The organism is Alkalihalobacterium chitinilyticum, assembly GCF_029028005.1.
Taxonomy (GTDB): Bacteria; Bacillota; Bacilli; order Bacillales; family Bacillaceae_F; genus Alkalihalobacterium; species Alkalihalobacterium chitinilyticum.
Map to the genome: position 1 here is coordinate 1 of NZ_JAOTPO010000011.1, position 16,096 is coordinate 16,096.

Annotated in this window: 15 protein-coding genes, 20 tRNA genes and 2 rRNA genes; 30 read left to right on the plus strand and 7 right to left on the minus strand. The window is 39.4% G+C overall.

The genetic code is table 11. The annotated features are described in order from the left end of the window. The 22 genes from N7Z68_RS15245 to N7Z68_RS15350 form a co-directional block, all read left to right on the plus strand. Nucleotides 1-125, plus strand: a 23S ribosomal RNA gene (locus tag N7Z68_RS15245); the annotation flags it as partial. Between the two features lie 188 nt (nucleotides 126-313). Then, nucleotides 314-429, plus strand: a 5S ribosomal RNA gene (gene rrf, locus N7Z68_RS15250). A 21-nt stretch (nucleotides 430-450) separates the two neighbouring features. After that, nucleotides 451-526 (plus strand) — tRNA-Ala (locus N7Z68_RS15255). 16 nt (nucleotides 527-542) lie between these two features. Then, nucleotides 543-635: transfer RNA gene (locus N7Z68_RS15260), tRNA-Ser, on the plus strand. A 24-nt stretch (nucleotides 636-659) separates the two neighbouring features. Next, a tRNA-Met gene (locus N7Z68_RS15265) sits at nucleotides 660-736 on the plus strand. A gap of 77 nt (nucleotides 737-813) precedes the next feature. Beyond that, a tRNA-Asp gene (locus N7Z68_RS15270) sits at nucleotides 814-889 on the plus strand. Between the two features lie 61 nt (nucleotides 890-950). Continuing rightward, nucleotides 951-1,026: transfer RNA gene (locus N7Z68_RS15275), tRNA-Phe, on the plus strand. An 8-nt stretch (nucleotides 1,027-1,034) separates the two neighbouring features. Then, a tRNA-Tyr gene (locus N7Z68_RS15280) sits at nucleotides 1,035-1,119 on the plus strand. A gap of 12 nt (nucleotides 1,120-1,131) precedes the next feature. Continuing rightward, a tRNA-Trp gene (locus N7Z68_RS15285) sits at nucleotides 1,132-1,205 on the plus strand. A gap of 18 nt (nucleotides 1,206-1,223) precedes the next feature. Further along, nucleotides 1,224-1,299 (plus strand) — tRNA-His (locus tag N7Z68_RS15290). 23 nt (nucleotides 1,300-1,322) lie between these two features. Beyond that, a tRNA-Gln gene (locus tag N7Z68_RS15295) sits at nucleotides 1,323-1,397 on the plus strand. A gap of 4 nt (nucleotides 1,398-1,401) precedes the next feature. Further along, nucleotides 1,402-1,476: transfer RNA gene (locus tag N7Z68_RS15300), tRNA-Gly, on the plus strand. Nucleotides 1,477-1,492: 16 nt separating this feature from the next. Beyond that, nucleotides 1,493-1,581 (plus strand) — tRNA-Leu (locus tag N7Z68_RS15305). Between the two features lie 4 nt (nucleotides 1,582-1,585). Then, nucleotides 1,586-1,662: transfer RNA gene (locus tag N7Z68_RS15310), tRNA-Arg, on the plus strand. 8 nt (nucleotides 1,663-1,670) lie between these two features. Beyond that, a tRNA-Pro gene (locus N7Z68_RS15315) sits at nucleotides 1,671-1,747 on the plus strand. A gap of 19 nt (nucleotides 1,748-1,766) precedes the next feature. Then, nucleotides 1,767-1,843: transfer RNA gene (locus N7Z68_RS15320), tRNA-Ile, on the plus strand. An 8-nt stretch (nucleotides 1,844-1,851) separates the two neighbouring features. After that, nucleotides 1,852-1,927, plus strand: a tRNA-Asn gene (locus tag N7Z68_RS15325). A 6-nt stretch (nucleotides 1,928-1,933) separates the two neighbouring features. Next, nucleotides 1,934-2,008: transfer RNA gene (locus N7Z68_RS15330), tRNA-Glu, on the plus strand. Nucleotides 2,009-2,063: 55 nt separating this feature from the next. After that, nucleotides 2,064-2,139 (plus strand) — tRNA-Val (locus tag N7Z68_RS15335). A 4-nt stretch (nucleotides 2,140-2,143) separates the two neighbouring features. After that, nucleotides 2,144-2,219 (plus strand) — tRNA-Thr (locus tag N7Z68_RS15340). An 83-nt stretch (nucleotides 2,220-2,302) separates the two neighbouring features. Continuing rightward, nucleotides 2,303-2,378: transfer RNA gene (locus N7Z68_RS15345), tRNA-Lys, on the plus strand. A 12-nt stretch (nucleotides 2,379-2,390) separates the two neighbouring features. Then, nucleotides 2,391-2,474, plus strand: a tRNA-Leu gene (locus tag N7Z68_RS15350). 144 nt (nucleotides 2,475-2,618) lie between these two features. Here N7Z68_RS15350 and N7Z68_RS15355 read toward each other — a convergent pair. After that, complete coding sequence (locus tag N7Z68_RS15355) at nucleotides 2,619-3,233, minus strand: DUF421 domain-containing protein (protein WP_275119350.1); 615 nt, start codon at nucleotides 3,231-3,233, stop codon at nucleotides 2,619-2,621. Nucleotides 3,234-3,318: 85 nt separating this feature from the next. On the opposite strand from N7Z68_RS15355, the gene N7Z68_RS15360 reads away from it, so the two are divergent. Further along, on the plus strand, nucleotides 3,319-3,921 hold the full coding sequence (locus tag N7Z68_RS15360) for a YczE/YyaS/YitT family protein (RefSeq protein WP_275119351.1): 603 nt from the start codon (nucleotides 3,319-3,321) through the stop codon (nucleotides 3,919-3,921). 105 nt (nucleotides 3,922-4,026) lie between these two features. Next, complete coding sequence (locus tag N7Z68_RS15365; RefSeq protein WP_275119352.1) at nucleotides 4,027-4,830, plus strand: YfkD famly protein; 804 nt, start codon at nucleotides 4,027-4,029, stop codon at nucleotides 4,828-4,830. A gap of 97 nt (nucleotides 4,831-4,927) precedes the next feature. On the opposite strand, the gene yfkAB is transcribed toward N7Z68_RS15365, so the two are convergent. After that, on the minus strand, nucleotides 4,928-6,073 hold the full coding sequence (yfkAB, locus tag N7Z68_RS15370; RefSeq protein ID WP_275119353.1) for a radical SAM/CxCxxxxC motif protein YfkAB: 1,146 nt from the start codon (nucleotides 6,071-6,073) through the stop codon (nucleotides 4,928-4,930). Nucleotides 6,074-6,249: 176 nt separating this feature from the next. On the opposite strand from yfkAB, the gene N7Z68_RS15375 reads away from it, so the two are divergent. From N7Z68_RS15375 to pdaA, 6 genes are all read left to right on the plus strand, one after another. Then, nucleotides 6,250-6,450: an SE1561 family protein gene (locus N7Z68_RS15375; protein ID WP_275119354.1), complete on the plus strand. Its 201-nt coding sequence runs from the start codon at nucleotides 6,250-6,252 to the stop codon at nucleotides 6,448-6,450. Nucleotide 6,451: 1 nt separating this feature from the next. Next, nucleotides 6,452-7,099: a histidine phosphatase family protein gene (locus N7Z68_RS15380; RefSeq protein ID WP_275119355.1), complete on the plus strand. Its 648-nt coding sequence runs from the start codon at nucleotides 6,452-6,454 to the stop codon at nucleotides 7,097-7,099. 20 nt (nucleotides 7,100-7,119) lie between these two features. Next, nucleotides 7,120-8,034 carry a DMT family transporter gene (locus N7Z68_RS15385; protein WP_275119356.1) on the plus strand — a complete coding sequence of 305 codons (915 nt, stop codon included), beginning with the start codon at nucleotides 7,120-7,122 and terminating at the stop codon, nucleotides 8,032-8,034. A 99-nt stretch (nucleotides 8,035-8,133) separates the two neighbouring features. Further along, the gene (locus tag N7Z68_RS15390) at nucleotides 8,134-9,678 is read left to right on the plus strand and encodes a fumarate hydratase (protein WP_275119357.1); all 1,545 of its coding nucleotides are present in this window, start codon (nucleotides 8,134-8,136) and stop codon (nucleotides 9,676-9,678) included. Nucleotides 9,679-10,120: 442 nt separating this feature from the next. After that, nucleotides 10,121-10,507: a hypothetical protein gene (locus N7Z68_RS15395; RefSeq protein ID WP_275119358.1), complete on the plus strand. Its 387-nt coding sequence runs from the start codon at nucleotides 10,121-10,123 to the stop codon at nucleotides 10,505-10,507. 64 nt (nucleotides 10,508-10,571) lie between these two features. Beyond that, nucleotides 10,572-11,372 carry a delta-lactam-biosynthetic de-N-acetylase gene (pdaA, locus tag N7Z68_RS15400; RefSeq protein ID WP_275119359.1) on the plus strand — a complete coding sequence of 267 codons (801 nt, stop codon included), beginning with the start codon at nucleotides 10,572-10,574 and terminating at the stop codon, nucleotides 11,370-11,372. 182 nt (nucleotides 11,373-11,554) lie between these two features. Here pdaA and N7Z68_RS15405 read toward each other — a convergent pair whose 3' ends face one another. The 5 genes from N7Z68_RS15405 to N7Z68_RS15425 all read right to left on the minus strand — a co-directional run bounded on the left by N7Z68_RS15405 (nucleotide 11,555) and on the right by N7Z68_RS15425 (nucleotide 15,685). Next, nucleotides 11,555-11,914, minus strand: coding sequence for a GAF domain-containing protein (locus tag N7Z68_RS15405; protein ID WP_275119360.1), 360 nt, complete (start codon nucleotides 11,912-11,914; stop codon nucleotides 11,555-11,557). A 207-nt stretch (nucleotides 11,915-12,121) separates the two neighbouring features. Continuing rightward, complete coding sequence (locus N7Z68_RS15410; protein ID WP_275119361.1) at nucleotides 12,122-12,991, minus strand: PhnE/PtxC family ABC transporter permease; 870 nt, start codon at nucleotides 12,989-12,991, stop codon at nucleotides 12,122-12,124. Beyond that, entirely contained in the window at nucleotides 12,991-13,776 is a 786-nt protein-coding gene (locus N7Z68_RS15415; protein ID WP_275119362.1) for a PhnE/PtxC family ABC transporter permease, read from the minus strand. Before N7Z68_RS15415 ends, N7Z68_RS15410 begins: the two co-directional genes overlap by 1 nt. After that, entirely contained in the window at nucleotides 13,766-14,554 is a 789-nt protein-coding gene (gene phnC / locus N7Z68_RS15420) for a phosphonate ABC transporter ATP-binding protein (protein WP_275119363.1), read from the minus strand. The genes N7Z68_RS15415 and phnC overlap by 11 nt, the downstream gene beginning before the upstream one ends. Before the next feature lie 42 nt (nucleotides 14,555-14,596). Beyond that, nucleotides 14,597-15,685 carry a PhnD/SsuA/transferrin family substrate-binding protein gene (locus N7Z68_RS15425; RefSeq protein ID WP_275119364.1) on the minus strand — a complete coding sequence of 363 codons (1,089 nt, stop codon included), beginning with the start codon at nucleotides 15,683-15,685 and terminating at the stop codon, nucleotides 14,597-14,599. Nucleotides 15,686-16,096: the final 411 nt, after the last annotated feature.

A 16,096-nucleotide genomic window follows, 5' to 3' on the forward strand; every position in this document is an offset into this window, starting at 1 on the left:
AGATGAGATTTCCCATTACGTTAAGTAAGTAAGACCCCTTAGAGATGATGAGGTTGATAGGTCTCGGGTGGAAGCGTGGCGACACGTGGAGCTGAGAGATACTAATCGGTCGAGGACTTATCCAAATGAATAAAGCGTTGAATTCATCTAGCTATTATCCAGTTTTGAGAGAACCACTCTCAATATAATAAGGATTTTTAGAAGCAAGAAGTTCAAGGAAGTGAAGTCCTGAGGAACGGATCGTATCTTAATACGTGAGTACCAGAAGGGCAAAACTGACGAAGAAATTCGTAGCTTATCAAAATCCATAAAGTCTAGTGGCGATAGCGAAGAGGTCACACCCGTTCCCATGCCGAACACGGAAGTTAAGCTCTTCAGCGCCGATGGTAGTTGGGGGCTTCCCCCTGTGAGAGTAGGACGTCGCTAGGCTTATAATATTTATATTTTAATGGGGCCTTAGCTCAGCTGGGAGAGCGCCTGCCTTGCACGCAGGAGGTCAGCGGTTCGATCCCGCTAGGCTCCACCAGTAACATTAGTTATGCGGAGGAATACCCAAGTCCGGCTGAAGGGATCGGTCTTGAAAACCGACAGGCGGGTTAAACCGCGCGGGGGTTCGAATCCCTCTTCCTCCGCCATATTTTATCATATTTTCATATTGCCGCGGGGTGGAGCAGTCTGGTAGCTCGTCGGGCTCATAACCCGAAGGTCATAGGTTCAAATCCTATCCCCGCAACCAAAAAAAATTATCGCATTTACTTTGAATTACTACTAGGAAGATAATATAAGTAGTGCTTAAAGAGAGCAACTAAAAGTGGTCCCGTGGTGTAGCGGTTAACATGCCTGCCTGTCACGCAGGAGATCGCGGGTTCGATTCCCGTCGGGACCGCCATTATAATTTACTAAAAGTTTTAGAGAAGCTGTAATTTAACAGCTTTTTATAAACCAATTAAGGCTCGGTAGCTCAGTCGGTAGAGCAATGGACTGAAAATCCATGTGTCGGCGGTTCGATTCCGTCCCGAGCCACCATTTATGTTGGAGGGGTAGCGAAGTGGCTAAACGCGGCGGACTGTAAATCCGCTCCCTGAGGGTTCGGCGGTTCGAATCCGTCCCCCTCCACCATTTCCTAGTTATAGGGGCATAGTTTAAAGGTAGAACTACGGTCTCCAAAACCGTCAGTGTGGGTTCGATTCCTACTGCCCCTGCCAGAGAGATATTTTAATATGGCGGTTGTGGCGAAGTGGTTAACGCACCGGATTGTGGTTCCGGCATTCGTGGGTTCGATTCCCATCAGCCGCCCCATTTTAAACTTATAAAGAATTTATTGGGCTATAGCCAAGCGGTAAGGCAACGGACTTTGACTCCGTCATGCGTAGGTTCGAATCCTGCTAGCCCAGCCATTTTGCGGAAGTAGTTCAGTGGTAGAACATCACCTTGCCAAGGTGAGGGTCGCGGGTTCGAGTCCCGTCTTCCGCTCCAATAAATTGTCTGCTTTGCCGGGGTGGTGGAATTGGCAGACACACAGGACTTAAAATCCTGCGGTAGGTGACTACCGTGCCGGTTCAAGTCCGGCCCTCGGCACCATAATGCGCCCTTAGCTCAGCTGGATAGAGTGTTTGACTACGAATCAAAAGGTCGGGAGTTCGAATCTCTCAGGGCGCGCCATTTTAATACGGGAAGTGGCTCAGCTTGGTAGAGCACCTGGTTTGGGACCAGGGGGTCGCAGGTTCAAATCCTGTCTTCCCGACCATGAAGTCTAATCTTCATTAGGGCCTATAGCTCAGCTGGTTAGAGCGCACGCCTGATAAGCGTGAGGTCGGTGGTTCGAGTCCACTTAGGCCCACCATATATTATTCCACAGTAGCTCAGTTGGTAGAGCAATCGGCTGTTAACCGATCGGTCGCAGGTTCGAGTCCTGCCTGTGGAGCCAAGTATTGGCCCGTTGGTCAAGCGGTTAAGACACCGCCCTTTCACGGCGGTAACACGGGTTCGAATCCCGTACGGGTCACCAATTTCAAAAGATTTTTCGAAGCAAGAAGAAATTCGCAGCTTATCAAAATCTTAATGGAGGATTAGCTCAGCTGGGAGAGCACCTGCCTTACAAGCAGGGGGTCGGCGGTTCGAGCCCGTCATCCTCCACCATTATGCCGGTGTAGCTCAATTGGTAGAGCAACTGACTTGTAATCAGTAGGTTGGGGGTTCAAGTCCTCTCGCCGGCACCACTTTAAACATTAAGATATGCTAGGCACTTTATTGCTTAGACCGTTTAATTGGGTAATTTATAAATACCCATTTTTTTATTTGGGAGCCATTAGCTCAGTTGGTAGAGCATCTGACTTTTAATCAGAGGGTCGAAGGTTCGAGTCCTTCATGGCTCACCATTTTTAGTTTTTGCGGGTGTGGCGGAATTGGCAGACGCGCTAGACTTAGGATCTAGTGTCTTTGACGTGGGGGTTCGAGTCCCTTCACCCGCACCATTTAAAATTAAAGGTTTGACCTACATATAAAAAGGAATTATCTCTATTGAGATAGTTCCTTTTTTTGTCTCAAGTACTTTAGTCGATTAAAGGTACCTGGTACCTTTAACCGACTAAAGTACCATTGATTTTGTAATGGCACCTTTAATCTAATGGTCGGGATGGGGGTCCGGTTGGGTGTTTACGTAGTTTTGATTCGGTAAATAGGGTAGGATAATTATTTCCTTGTGTAATATTCGGTGGAGGTTGGCCTGCCGGATGCATGGCATGAATATAATCTAATACAGCTTGAATATCCTTTTTAGTAGCCACTTGACTCTGTTCGTCCAAGATGAGTCCTAGCTGCCCGCTGACTTCAACAGTTGCCCATTTGACTTGACTAATATGTTGGACATTAGATTGACGCAAGCGCATTTCTAATTGATCGATCGTTAGTCGAAGTTTCTTTAAATTTTTTGTGTTGATTACACCGTCTTCAATAACAACAATTGATTTACCAGTAAAAAAACTCTCTATTTTATCGGACTTCACTTGTAGAAATTCAATAAAGATTAACGTAAGAACGAGTAAAAGTGCAATTAAAAAAGTAATCCAAATGTTTCGCTCACTTACAGGCTGAATCATTAAATTCCCAATCGAAATCATGATAACTGTCTGGGAGACTGTTAGCTGAGAAATTGATTTTCTACCGCCGAGGCGTAAGATCATAATACCGACAAAAACAATAATAATTGCTTTCCATACCCAATGAAAATCCAATATGATCCCTCCCAACCTTTCGTAGGGTATTGAGGATAGCTTATGCAATAATTGCAAAATATACACAATGAGAGGTGAGAACAAGGTGTCAGTAAAATTCCGAAGAGCATTCTGTTATCTAATTGGACTGTTTATATTAGCGGTGGGAATTACGTTTACGATTATCTCAAATCTTGGTGCAGGAGCATGGGATGCGTTAAGTGTTGGTTTGTCCGTTCGTTTTGGGTTGACTGTTGGTACTTGGGTCATATTAATTGGAGTCATCCTCATAATAGTGAATGCCCTCATAGCTTGGTCACGTCCTGAAATTCATTCATTACTAACCGTCATTATCCTAGGATACTTTATAGACTTTTGGCTAGTAATTGTTTTTCAAGATATCCGTTTAAACGAGTTGCCCGTTCAAGCGGCAGTATTATTATCCGGGGTTACTTTAATGGGGCTGGGAATATCCACCTATCTACAAGCAGATTTTGCTATCATCCCGATTGATCGTTTAATGTTAAATTTAAAGCAATTGTTGCGACTGCCCTTAATGGGGGCTAAGACCGTTGCAGAAATTATTGCCTTAGTTGCTGCACTACTTGTAGGAGGACCTATAGGAGTAGGAACGATCATCGTTACATTAAGCATCGGTCCACTTATTCAAGTTTTTTATAAAAGGGTAAAGAGAATAGTCAGTGTTTAACAAAAAAGGCTTCGTGACGAAGTCTTTTTTAGATGGATAAATTTTTATAGATTGAAAAAACTAAGATCAAATCGCACAGCTATAGAAAGAAGGAGGAAAAAGTCGATGCGAAAGGTATCGCTATGTATTTTAGCTTTAATTTTATTAATATTGTTCCCGTTACATGGATTAGCAGAAGAAAATAAAGGGGAAGAAACGAAAACCCAAATCCCTGATTACGTATTAGATATTTCCAAAGATAATACGTACCCAAACCCTACACAAGACCTTCCTTATTTACAACCGAGTGAATTGACTCAGGAGCTTTTGGATTCTTCAGAGGTCGAAATTACAAATCCTGAACTCATTCGATTATTAAATGAATCATCAATTAATAACTCTAAGACAGCCTTGTTATTTAAAGCTTCGATCTATTTAGGACAATGGCCGCTTAATTATGAGTCCGGTGAGACGAACGTGAACTGGGAATATAACAGGGTAAATACGAATTATGTGGATAATCGCGGTGGCCGCTCACCACAAAAGCTGACTTATACACAAGAACAACAGAAGAAAATTTCAGGCGGGTTAACAGCTGAAGTTCCAAACAGTGAAGAAGTGAAAAAAATGATGATGATTAAGGCGGCAGAAAAAACCGGCTTACCACTAGCATTTGACACGATCATCGGTTACGGAACCAAAAAAGGACAAGTATATAAAATTGCCCCTAAAAATGTCGGCTATTTATATGCATATGTACCTGCAGCTAACGAAAAAGGGAAGGTAACCTATGGGGAAGTTTACTTAACAATTAAGAACGGGAAAAGAAAGCTTGAAGTTAAAAATGTGACTCAACAAGGAATTGGTGCGTGGATCCCTGTTCAAGATCATTTAGGCTTTAAATTTTACACTGCAAACCAACCACGTTAGTTACAATTAAATCTATAAGCATCAATCAGAGAAAAGGAGTGCTCCTAAGCACTCCTTTCTTCGCTTCTAAGGCTCGCTAATCGGCGAGTTTTCTTGATTAAATATTAGATGTCTTATCTTTGAAGGAAACATTTTTATAGTAAGTATCCTTCACTAGAATGTTAGGTCCTAAGCATTTAACAGCAGGACAATGACAATTTAATTCATCAGCTATGGCAGATGAATTCCACGTTTCGTATGCTTGTTCTAATGAAGTCGTTTGAATGTTTCCTAGTGGTGGAGCGTCACCAAAATCAGTCACAATAATACTGCCATCAAAGATATTCACATTTAATCGAGAGCGGCCATCGGGGTCATTTCGAACCGTTACATTTTTAGTGGCATATAAACGTTTTAAGAGCTCGAGATCCTCTTTATTTGTACTGCACGAATAAAAAGGAAGGGTACCGAATAACATCCATATATCGTCTTTCCGGTAATCGAGCAGTCGATGGACAGCAGACCGTATATCTTCTAAAGTGGCTACTTGCAGACTGCTTGCAAAATCACTTGGGTACATCGGATGAACTTCATGTCGTTGACAACCCATATCGACAATTTGCTGATGGATCGCTTCTAGATGTGGCAGTGTTCGCTTATTAATCATCGTTTCAGCTGAAACCATGACTCCAGCCTTCGTTAATGCCTTGGCATTCTCGACCATCCGTTCAAAATAATTGGCACGCTGTTGATAACTAGGTTTTTTCTCCATGACAGCAAAGCCGATATCCACAAAATCATCCACACTACCATAGTTATGAGAAATATGGAGAACATCTAAGTATGGAACAATTTTTTCGTATCTTGCTAAATCAAGGGTGAGGTTAGAGTTAATTTGCGTTCGTACACCTCGCTCATGTGCATATTTTAAAAGTGGAACGACATAGTCATTAACTGATTTTAATGACAGCATCGGTTCGCCGCCAGTTATACTTAAAGCTCGAAGATGAGGAACTTCCTCTAACCGGCGAATGAAAACGTCTAAAGGCAAGGGGTTAGGATCTTTTGATGTTAGTGTGTAACCGACTGCACAATGTTCACAACGCATGTTACAAAGTGTTGTTGTCGTAAACTCTACGTTCGTTAGAAGCAGTTTACCAAATTCCTCTATATCTAAATAAGCTTCCCAGGGATCATAAGATGGTTTAATTTGTAAATTTTTTTGCTCAATCAAGTTAAGTAACTCCTTTAATTGATGATTCATATCTTTTAATCATAACTGAATATGAGAAATAGCAAAAGAACTATATTGAAAATAGATTGAATTGCCAATACTACTACTGTATGAACAAGTCTTAAGAGTATCACAACTGATTTTCTTGAGTGTGTTTCATATTTTTGTTAAAGTTACGATGACATGAACTAAAGGAGAGAGTAAACATGGGTGGAGCACTAAACGATAAAAATGAACAGTTAAATTATTTAAATCAAAAAATACAAATGATTGGTGATCTACTAGATAATATTGATCCTGAAGATACGACTGTAGAAGACATTGATCGTATTCTAGACATGCTTGATCAATTAGAGGGTAAATGTAAAGTATTCCGCCATTCTTGGGAATCAAAAGGAGCGGAGTAAGTTGTTTTTATATTTTATCCGCCACGGTGAATCAGAGGGAAATAAATTAGGAATTATCCAAGGAACAAAAGACTTTTCTTTATCTGAACTAGGTCAGAGACAAGCAGAGTTAGTAGCTCGTTATTTTGAAAAACAACAGTTGGATTATATCTATAGCAGTGATCTTACTAGGGCCTACGAAACAGCCACTGCAATTGCTCAGCGAAAAGAGCTAACTGCACATAAATGGGAAAAGTTAAGAGAAATAAATTTAGGTCCTTTAGAAGGGAAAACACGCCAAGAAATCTACTCTCAATTTCCAGAAGTGAAAGAGCATTCGATCCTTACTTCTGGAGTTGAGGGAACTGAAACTATTGAGGAAATTACGGCTAGGTGTCAGTATCTGCTCGAACAGATGAAACGTGCGCATGAAGGTAAGCACGTAGCTTTAGTCGCTCATGGCGGTTTAATCAGTATAGCCCTTATGTACATACTTTTAGGCGAACAATGGCATGTGCACCACAGGCCATTCCAAATTGAAAATACGAGCATTACATTGGTAGAATTTAAGAGTGATAGAAAGCCGCTCATTCATTATATTAATAGGACGACACATTTAGAGTTTGAAACTATTCAACAAGATCATTCATTACTGGATAAAGAGGCCTAACATCTAGAAAGGGGAATGATTTGAAAGCCTATTTATTGATCATCATTGCCATCTTATTTTTTTCGGGTAATTTTATTGTTGGGAAGCTAATGGTTGGCAACATTCCTTCGTTTACGTTATCGTTTCTTCGTTGCAGTCTAGCTTTCTTGATTATGGTTTTTATTGCTCGAACAGATTGGAAGATTCGTAGAGAAGTATTAATACGAAATTGGAAGCCGATATATGCGCTGTCACTGACGGGAATTGTTATTTTTATCGGCTTAGTCTATTATTCATTAAACTTTACGACGACCATCAATGCTTCAATTGTAGAAGCTTCTACACCAATATTTGCAGCTATTTTAGGCTTGTTTTTATTAAAAGAACGTCTTTTAGCCGTGCAATATGCAGGGATCATCATTTCTTCTGTTGGTGTTCTATGGATCGTTACCAACGGCTCGATCGAACAATTACTAGGCTTACAATTAAATGTGGGTGACTTACTGATGGTAGTTGCCGTATTAGCTTGGTGCATCTATTCTATTCTCGTCACAAAATATATGGGGGGATTACCGACGAGAGGAACGCTCATGGTTATGCTTGGGATGGCATGTCTCACACTGCTTCCTTTTGTTATTATGGAGTGGATTTTATTAGATATTATGATTGTATGGAATGCTCCAACGATCCTATCGGTTTTATACCTCGGTATTTTTCCTTCAATCATCGCAATTATTTGTTGGAATAAAGGGGTTGAACAAATCGGTGCTTCTAAGGCGGCGGTGTTTTTAAACTTGATCCCGGTATTTACGACCATTCAAGCGGTTTTGATCTTAGATGAGAGAATTTATATAGAGCAACTATTTGGCGGGCTGCTAGTGATTGTCGGTGTTCTTCTAACAACCAAACTAAGGTCAGTAGTAAAAGTAAATGAGCCGTTAAAATTAGGAAATTGAATAATGCGCTTTCATAACCCCTTTCGAAATTTTTTGACAAGGCGTATAATAGTAGATGTGTTAAAATTCGTATCTGTAATTCCGAGGGGAGAGAACAGGATGGAGAAATTTAAAGATAGTATGTACGAGTTAATTGTAGAGACATCTACGAATCTACCATACGATGTACGCCATGCAGTTAAGGCGGCAAAAGCGAAAGAAAATGCAGGAACACGTGCTGCATTATCACTATCAACGATTACTGAAAACATTCAAATGGCAGACGATAAGATCTCACCGATTTGCCAAGATACAGGTATGCCGACTTTTGAGATTAAAGTTCCGGTTGGTGTAAACCAAATTAAAATGAAAAAAGCAATAAAAGAAGCGATCGAGCAAGCAACGAAAGACGGAAAGTTACGTCCTAACTCGGTTGATTCACTAACGGGTGCCAACAGTGGTAACAACATTGGTGAAGGAACACCTGTATTCCACTTTGAGCAGTGGGAAGAGGACTATATTGATGTTCGCTTAATCTTAAAAGGTGGCGGCTGTGAGAATAAAAATATTCAATACAGCTTACCATGTGAACTTGACGGACTTGGCCGTGCCGGTCGTGACCTTGATGGCATTCGTAAGTGTATCATGCACTCCGTATATCAAGCACAAGGACAAGGCTGTAGTGCTGGATTTATCGGTGTAGGAATCGGTGGCGACCGCTCGGCTAGTTACTTATTAGCAAAAGAGCAGCTTTTCCGTACAGTTGATGATGTGAACCCGAATGAAGATCTTCGTAAACTAGAAGACTATGTAATGGAAAATGCGAATACATTAGGTATCGGTACAATGGGCTTTGGTGGAGAAGCAACATTACTAGGCTGTAAAGTAGGTGTTATGCACCGTCTTCCTGCAAGTTTCTTCGTATCTGTGGCTTATAACTGCTGGGCGTTCCGTCGCTTAGGTGTAAAAGTTAATGCAGAAACAGGAGAAATTAACGAGTGGTTATATAAAGATGGTGAAAAAGTCGACTTTGGTGCACTTGCTGAAGAAGAAGCGGCAGCAACAGCTGAAGTGACTTCTGATGTTCGTGAAGTTGTACTTCAAGCTCCAATTACTGAAGAGCAAATTCGTGAGTTAAAAGTCGGTGACGTTGTTATCATTAACGGAATGATGCATACAGGCCGTGACGCGATCCACCACCACTTAATGGACCACGATGCACCAATTGATTTAAATGGTCAGGTTATTTACCACTGTGGACCCGTTATGTTAAAAGACGATCAAGGCGAGTGGCACGTTAAAGCTGCTGGACCAACGACAAGTATTCGTGAGGAGCCTTACCAAGGGGACATCATGAAAAAATTCGGCATTCGTGCTGTAATCGGTAAAGGCGGAATGGGACCGAAAACGTTAAAAGCGTTACAAGAGCATGGTGGTGTCTACCTAAATGCGATTGGCGGAGCTGCTCAATACTACGCTGACTGTATTAAAAAAGTTCAAGGTGTTGACTTAATGGAGTTCGGTATTCCAGAAGCGATGTGGCACCTTGAAGTAGAAGGCTTTGCAGCAATCGTAACGATGGACTCACACGGAAACAGCTTACATGCTGATGTCGATAAGTCTTCTTTAGAAAAGCTCTCTCAATTTGCTGAGCGTGTATTTTAATAAAGAATGGAAGAAAGATGGGTAAACATTTGTTTACCTGTCTTTTTTTCTTGAGACGGTTTGTGCCTAAGCAGAGTATGAAGTAGTTAAACTAGAAGCTGGTCGAAATTCGTCTGATGCTGTCGAGAAATCGATAAAGCATGAGAAGTTGAAAATAAATGAAGTGAAGTTAAAAATAACAGCACGTAAGTTGAAAATAAATCAAGCAGAGTTGAAAATAACAAATTGAAAAGCAGACTCGAAGACGGATAGATGGACCAAACTAGCTCAATAATATGATGAAAAATTTAAAAAGCATGTTATTTACTAAAATGGAAGTACTTTTACCGCTAGTTTTTCCGTAAGTGTTAACTAAAGGAGAAACTATTAACTGGAATAAAACGTAGATGTACTTACAAGGATCATTCCAGAAGCACGGTCGCTTTGTGAAAGGAGCATTAGAATGGCACTTCAAAAGCATCATCAGCAAATGGCAATTTTTCTGTTTTGGGTTGCAATCATATTATATTTTTTAGGATTAATTGCTTTATTCTATAATCTAGGCAGAGGTACGCAAGGTGTTACGACAGAGAGAATACTCATTTATTTTTTAACATTTGGACTGGGTACTGCTTCATTGTTTATTGCGTACTGGCGGATGAAACAAATCAAAGAAGTCCAGTCCAAGCAACCAAAAACCAATGAAATAGAGCTTACTGATGATCTTTTTACAGCGCGGCGCTTGATGTTTGTTTCCTCGGTAGATATTAAACGTGAACATGTATCCGAAGACGAGTTTTTACAAATTGTTTCCATACCGCTTCTAATCAAATACACAACAGCACGTTAACCCTGCATAGTTTTTTATTTGTGTGAAAAGCTAATAAAAAACTTAGGGGAGTCAGGTGTTGAAAATGAAAAAACTACTTACGATTATAGCTATCATTGCGTTCATTTTTACTGGTCTAGGCTCAACGGCCGCGGCCTACGACACTAAAGTATACCACTGGAGCTACAAGCCGGAAAAAGACAATAAACCAGTAACGACAGAACCCCATTACTTAGAGCTGCTCGAAAAGTATGGCGGTTATTTTATCGGGAATACAGATAAAAAAGAATTGTACCTAACATTTGATAACGGGTATGAAAATGGCTACACGGCAAAAGTTCTTGATGTGTTAAAAGAAAAGAAAGTACCTGCGACCTTCTTTGTAACAGGACATTACTTAAAAACAGAACAAGATCTCATTAAGCGGATGGTAAACGAAGGTCATATCGTCGGTAATCATTCGTACCATCACCCAAGCTTGCCAGAAGTAAGTGAAGATAGATTAAAGCGAGAATTAGAAAAGGTAAAAGAAGAATATACAAATATTACGGGTCAAAAAGATATGAATTATTTAAGGCCGCCAAGAGGTACGTTCAGCGAAAAATCGTTGGCATTATCTAATGATTTGGGCTATACGAATGTGTTTTGGTCGATGGCTTATAAAGATTGGGAAGTCGACAAGCAGAAAGGCGCAGATTATGCCTATAATCAAATCATGAAAAGAATTCATCCGGGTGCGATTATGCTTCTTCATTCGGTTTCAAAAGACAATGCTGAGGCATTGGGACGTGTCATTGAGGATTGCCGTAAACAAGGATACGCATTTAAAAGTTTAGACGAGCTTCTCTTAGATCGCATGATGTTAGAGGAGACAAGAAATCAATAGAACGAGGCAACATTAGGAATCTAACCAAGTGATAAAAAAGCGAGAGCCAATATACTTTTGAGACACTTATCCGTTTGAAGGCTTAGAAGGTAATCCTTCTAAACAAGAGGTCTGTCGGTCAAAAAGTAACACCAAAAGGGCTGACACACAACATGTCAGCCTCTTATCTGTACATACAATCTCTAGTTGGCAAAGCTTTCTTGACCAATCGCTTCTGCAATCGTTTCTAATGTACTTACATCGGTAACGTCAAAGGCAATCGCCTGCATGCTACGAACAATCATAACTCCAATTTTTTGACCCATTGAATTGGTAATTGGAAACTTTAACTCAGCATTACTTTCCCACTGGAGATCATCTTCGTCTGATGCAGCAACTAAGTTGCTTGAACCCTCTTCAAAAATTAAGATACCGACCCAATCTATGTATGGGACTTCACTTACTAAACTCTCACAAGTTTTTTCAAAAACAGATTGAAGGCTCATTTTTTTGTATACATGGGCCATTATTTGCAGGGAAGCTACATCTGTTGCAATCGACATGAAATATCTCTCCTTCGTAGAACATTTTACTTCTCCTATTGTAGCAAATTATATACGTTTACGAACTAGTAAGTTTAGGCAGTGGGGGGAGGGGTTGGCATAGAATTCAATAACTGTTCTTACCACTCTTTTATGGTAATATTCAAAAACATAGTAGAAATATTTAATAAAGACGACGTCAACATCATGACGTCGTCTTTTTACTCATTAAGTTCGAACCCGTAAGCGTGATTTGATTTGAGTCGCTAAGATTTCTAGGAGAATGGCTACTATTAAGATAAAGTAGGTGATCGCTCCAATTTCCCGGATATCATAATAGAAGGCACTTGCCATAAACATATCAAAACCGATACCGCCAGCACCTGCTGCAGCACCCATAGCGACAGCCACCCCAAAATTAATTTCAAACCGCAAGAATGTCCATGAAATTAAATAGGTCATAGACGCTGGAATGACCGCTTGGAAAATGATTTGCCACCAGTTTGCCCCGCTTCCTTTTAGGGCTTCAATGACTCCTTGGTCGAGTTCCTCAAACGATTCAGAATAGGCTTTAACAAGGTAACTTACCGAGTGGAACGTCATCCCAATAACTGCAGCAACACTGCCTAATCCTGCTGCAATCGCAAAAATCAATACCCATAGGACAGTAGGAACTGCTCGAATAACAGCCACGAATCCTTTTATACTATTCGAAATGTACTTATTCGATAAGTTTTGAGCAGCTAATAAAGCTAAAAATAATGCAATAATAGCTCCGAATATTGTAGTTAGTACAGCGAGACTAAGTGTAATAAGTACGGCCTTCACTGCATCTAAAAACGTAAAATGGTTTAGCTGCGGTTCTGTAAACATGGTTTTAAAGTTAACGAGGGTCGAAATAATGGCTTCAAAAACATTAAGATTTTTATAATCAAACGTAAAGAAGCTATAAATTGATAAAAATAATAAAGCATAAAGTGTTCCTTGAATAACTAAGGAAGTTTTATTAATTGGTTTGACTTTAATGGGTTTGTCTAAATATTCTTGAATAATTTTACTGTTTTTATTATGGTCTGGATTTAATTTTTCAAGGCCCATTACAAGATTACCCTCCTTACATAGTTAGAAATATACTCAATCGTAAGGATGGTAAAGACGATTACGATTACAACTAAACTTGCCGCGTTATAATTCATACTTTTGTAGTAAAGGTCAAAAGCAAAACCAATTCCAGTCCCTGTCAAAATCCCGATTAACGTAGCACTACGAATATTGGTTTCAACAACGAATAGCACCCAGCTAATCATTTGCGCAATACTTGAAGGAACAACCGATTGGAAAACAATCGTAAAATAAGTAGCACCTGTTGCCTGAAGAGCTTCTACAGAACTATTACTGGCTTCATCAATAACTTCAATAAATGCACGTGTAAGAAACCCAAATGACACAAAGAATAGTGCGAAAAAACCTGTTAATGAACTTTGCCCGAAAGAAAATAGTAAGATCATCGACCAAGCGGCAATATCGATGTTACGAAATAATGTAGCGAAACCTCTTGCGACCGTACTAAAGAAATTGTTTACTTTGGTTGTATTGGAACCGGCAATCGCAAACATTAACGCACACATCGCAGCAAAAGTTGTAGCTGCAATGGATACGAGTACGGTTTCTAAGAGCTTATCTAATATATTCGGAAGACGATCTAGAGAACTAGCATTGGGAAGAAAGTTAGTAAAGGCCCATTCAATCGCTTTAGGAATAGAAGCTAATCCTTTTGCCATACTAAATTCCGTTAAGATGATAGCTCCATAGGTGACTGCTATTATGATAAAAAGAATAAGGGAAGACTTTATTCTTTTCTTCGCGAAGTATTTATCCTGCATTTCTTCCTCCCATATCCATAATGAGGTCACCAGCCTCCGAACCGTAGATCTCATGTATTTGTTCTGTTGTTATATCTTTTGGTGAACCATTGTATACAATGCTTCCTTTACTTACACCGATGATACGATCAGAATAACTAAGAGCAACATCCACCTGATGTAAATTAACAATTACAGTAATGCCCATTGTTGTAGAAACATCTTTTAAGTAGTCCATAATTACTTTCGAAGCATTTGGATCAAGAGAAGCGATCGGTTCATCACATAATAACATTTTAGGATCTTGAATAAGTGCTCTAGCGATACCAACACGTTGCTTCTGGCCGCCGCTTAGTTGATCACATCTTTTGTATACCTGTTCTTCTAACCCGAGCAGTCCAAGCATTTGAATTGCTTGTCTTTTTTCCTCCTCATTATATAATCCTAAAATTCCAGCAAAAGTAGACTTATAACCAAGACGGCCGTGCAAAACATTCTCAATGACACTTAGTCGGTTGACTAGATTGTAGTGTTGGAAAATCATCCCTATCTGAGTTCTTAATCTACGCAGTTCTCTTTTGTTGAAATTCATAATGTCAACGTTATCAAAGATGATTTCTCCGCTACTTGCATCAATCATTCGATTAATACAACGAAGGAGAGTTGATTTTCCAGCCCCCGATGGTCCGATGACAGAAACAAACTCTCCTTCTTTGACAGAGAAGTTAACATCTGATAACGCTAGAGTGTCGTTTCCATATTGCTTAGAGACGCCTTTTAATTCTAGTAACGTTGTCATCTTGTTAACTCCTTTTTATGTGATTAAATATTTTTAAGTCAATTATTTAGATAATTCACGAATTGGATCGAACCAAGCATCTTCTACTTTTACAAAACGCTCATCAGCGCTCTTTGAGAATAATCCTTTTAGTTCAGAATCTTTTGGTACGAATACTTTCTCGTTGTTTGCCATGTCATCAGATGTGAAAGCAGATACGAGTTGCTCAATTAATTCTGCACTCACATTGTCTTGGTTAACTACAAATGGCGCATTTAATACTGGAGTTACGGAAATTAATACAAATTCCTCACCAGGCATTGTGTTGAATGGTTCAGTAGCATCATCAAGTACACGATATACAGAACCTGCTCGGTTTTCTTCACCACTCACTAGTTCAATATAGTTATTGACACAAGAGTCACAAATAGAAACAATGTCAGCTCTGTCAGCTAAAAGGTTTACAAGTGTACCTTGGTGAGACCCGCCATAAAGTACTTCGCTAAAAAAGTTGTTAGTTCCACCTTCAAGTAAATCATCTGGAGTCAAATCTTTATGTTCTTCCATTTGACTAAAGTGAGAAACGATCCCTGCTGAAGGAACACGGAAACCTGAAGTAGAGCTATTAGAAACGAATGAAAATCTTTTTCCAACAATGTTATCAATTGTGAAGTCTGATCCACTCATATACTCTTCTTCGTTACCTTTTTTCACAGATAACCAAGAATAATAAACCGCATCGTCTAATGTCCCAGAAGCACCACTTGGTACAACTAAAGGTTGAATGTTATTGTTTTTAATATTTGCCTCAATATATCCTTGAGCTCCCATAAATGCTAAGTCAGCATTACCGTTAACAAGTGTTTCAATGGCAATAAGGTAGTCAGTTGTTGTTTGGTGTTTTACTTCTTTACCTGTTGCTTTTTCAATTTCAGCAGCAATTTCATCACGAGCATCTTTTAAATCTGCACCAGACTCATTTGGATACCAAACAATCGTAAGTGTGTCTTTATCTTCAACAGCAGCTTTTGTTTCAGTTTTCGGTTCTTCAGTCGTTGATCCAGAAGATGATTCTGTATTACTCGAAGAATTACAAGCTGCCATAATCGCTATTAAAGTAATAGTAAACAGTAATAAAAATGCTTTTTTCATATAAATACTCCTCTCATTGATAAAACAATGTTTTTAATTTTAAATAGAGAAATCTTGCATAAGTGACTAAAGTACTATTAACTATCGATCTTCAAATAAAGGTAAAAGCAGAAGTTAATCTCTCGTATGTAAAAACCTCCTATGGATATAAAATGACCAACGAGTATTATGTTAGACAATCATTTTTAATGTAGTTTTAAAGAATTTTGATGATTTCGTAAAAGATAGTAAAGAACGCTTAATATAATTTACACGATATAGATCATTCATAATGGATAGTTTGCTCAGAAGGATGAGTCACGGAAATAGATTAAAAGGCGGTAGGAAGCTAGAGTAAGGTCGAACGGCTGGTATTTAATAATAGAGGATTTGCTTAGAGTTACCATTTTCTATTATTGAGTTTTGTAAATT

What these genes read in the sequence shown, in the direction of transcription:
- N7Z68_RS15415 (WP_275119362.1), bottom strand. Translation starts at nt 13,776, where the DNA reads ATGCAGGATAAATACTTCGCGAAGAAAAGAATAAAGTCTTCCCTTATT.
- phnC (WP_275119363.1), bottom strand. Translation starts at nt 14,554, where the DNA reads ATGACAACGTTACTAGAATTAAAAGGCGTCTCTAAGCAATATGGAAAC.
- N7Z68_RS15425 (WP_275119364.1), bottom strand. Translation starts at nt 15,685, where the DNA reads ATGAAAAAAGCATTTTTATTACTGTTTACTATTACTTTAATAGCGATT.
- N7Z68_RS15410 (WP_275119361.1), bottom strand. Translation starts at nt 12,991, where the DNA reads ATGGGCCTTGAAAAATTAAATCCAGACCATAATAAAAACAGTAAAATT.
- pdaA (WP_275119359.1), top strand. Translation starts at nt 10,572, where the DNA reads ATGAAAAAACTACTTACGATTATAGCTATCATTGCGTTCATTTTTACT.
- N7Z68_RS15375 (WP_275119354.1), top strand. Translation starts at nt 6,250, where the DNA reads ATGGGTGGAGCACTAAACGATAAAAATGAACAGTTAAATTATTTAAAT.
- N7Z68_RS15395 (WP_275119358.1), top strand. Translation starts at nt 10,121, where the DNA reads ATGGCACTTCAAAAGCATCATCAGCAAATGGCAATTTTTCTGTTTTGG.
- N7Z68_RS15405 (WP_275119360.1), bottom strand. Translation starts at nt 11,914, where the DNA reads ATGTCGATTGCAACAGATGTAGCTTCCCTGCAAATAATGGCCCATGTA.
- N7Z68_RS15365 (WP_275119352.1), top strand. Translation starts at nt 4,027, where the DNA reads ATGCGAAAGGTATCGCTATGTATTTTAGCTTTAATTTTATTAATATTG.
- yfkAB (WP_275119353.1), bottom strand. Translation starts at nt 6,073, where the DNA reads ATGAATCATCAATTAAAGGAGTTACTTAACTTGATTGAGCAAAAAAAT.
- N7Z68_RS15390 (WP_275119357.1), top strand. Translation starts at nt 8,134, where the DNA reads ATGGAGAAATTTAAAGATAGTATGTACGAGTTAATTGTAGAGACATCT.